This is a genomic window from Dellaglioa sp. CoH-57-MRSF-19 (genome assembly GCF_056781975.1).
Window position 1 is genome coordinate 1 of the sequence record NZ_JBXAXW010000031.1, and the last position, 1,033, is coordinate 1,033.

The window sequence follows — 1,033 nt, forward strand, 5'->3', positions numbered from 1 at the left end:
CCATCAAACCTCATCTTCCTGCGCGTCGTGCTGACGATAAGACGCCTCCGATAGCACCGCCCAAGGTTGGGACTGCACCCTCAGAGCTGAGGCGTGCTGAGGCCGAACGTGAGGCTCGTATGCGTCAGGCTATGAAGGTACAGCCAGTACGCATTCAAGCTCCGGTCAACATACAGCGCTCGGCAAAGCCGGGTCGCAAGCAGTCAACGCTACCGCGTTCAGTACAAAGTTCGGTAGCGGCCATGAAACAAAGACGCAATAGGTAAGGTATGAAGGCGTATGAACACAGCGCTTCGTTTTCGAAGCTAAAAACGATAACTGAGCGCATCAGCAAAAACCTGACGACACTGGAATACCTTCATACGCTCGACATGTTTTTGTGGCATGCACTTGATCCGATACACGCCGAATGCCCCGGCCTTTTCCAGAATTACGTGGTTAAGGTCGTGGCACGCCAAACCCGAAAGGCAAGCAGGCGTTTCACCTCTGACGATCGTACAAAGCTCCCAATTCATCTGTTCAACTGCGTGACGGCTCGCGATCAAAAACGGGCCGATGCAGCGGCTCGCGCCATGCACCTTAACCGGGGGCTGCTGTTCGGCTTCTTGGCGCTATTCTTCAAGCGCGTTGAGCGTTATGAGCAGTTGCACACACGTTTCGACATTGACCCAATCATTCGCAACTCCGAGATTTATGCGATCGAGACGAGTCTTGGTGTGCGGCATGGTGGAACTCTGTACTCGACGATTCAGCAGTCGCGGTTGTGGTATGAGAAGGCACGCTCGTTCAAGAACATGATCCTCGAAAAATACGTGCGGCTCGCGATCATGCACGCGAAGACCACGTACAAGGACTTCAATCACCACGTGCGGCTTGACGACGTGATCCAGATTTATATGATCGTCGTGAGCCGGGCTATTGATCGATGTGACGCACGTCAAGGAGTGCTTACGACGTTCATCACCAACTGGTTCAAGAGTGCTAGGTCCGAAGTTGCAGAGATGTCGAAGGATCAGGGTGATCAGTCGTACGA

At 53.3% G+C, this 1,033-nt stretch carries 1 protein-coding gene; it reads left to right on the plus strand.

Going from position 1 to position 1,033, the window contains the following annotated elements; all coding sequences use genetic code 11:
* Positions 1-269 precede the first annotated feature (269 nt).
* A partial coding sequence (locus AC1RO3_RS07970; RefSeq protein ID WP_481763926.1) for a hypothetical protein occupies positions 270-1,033 on the plus strand: 764 nt, incomplete at its 3' end.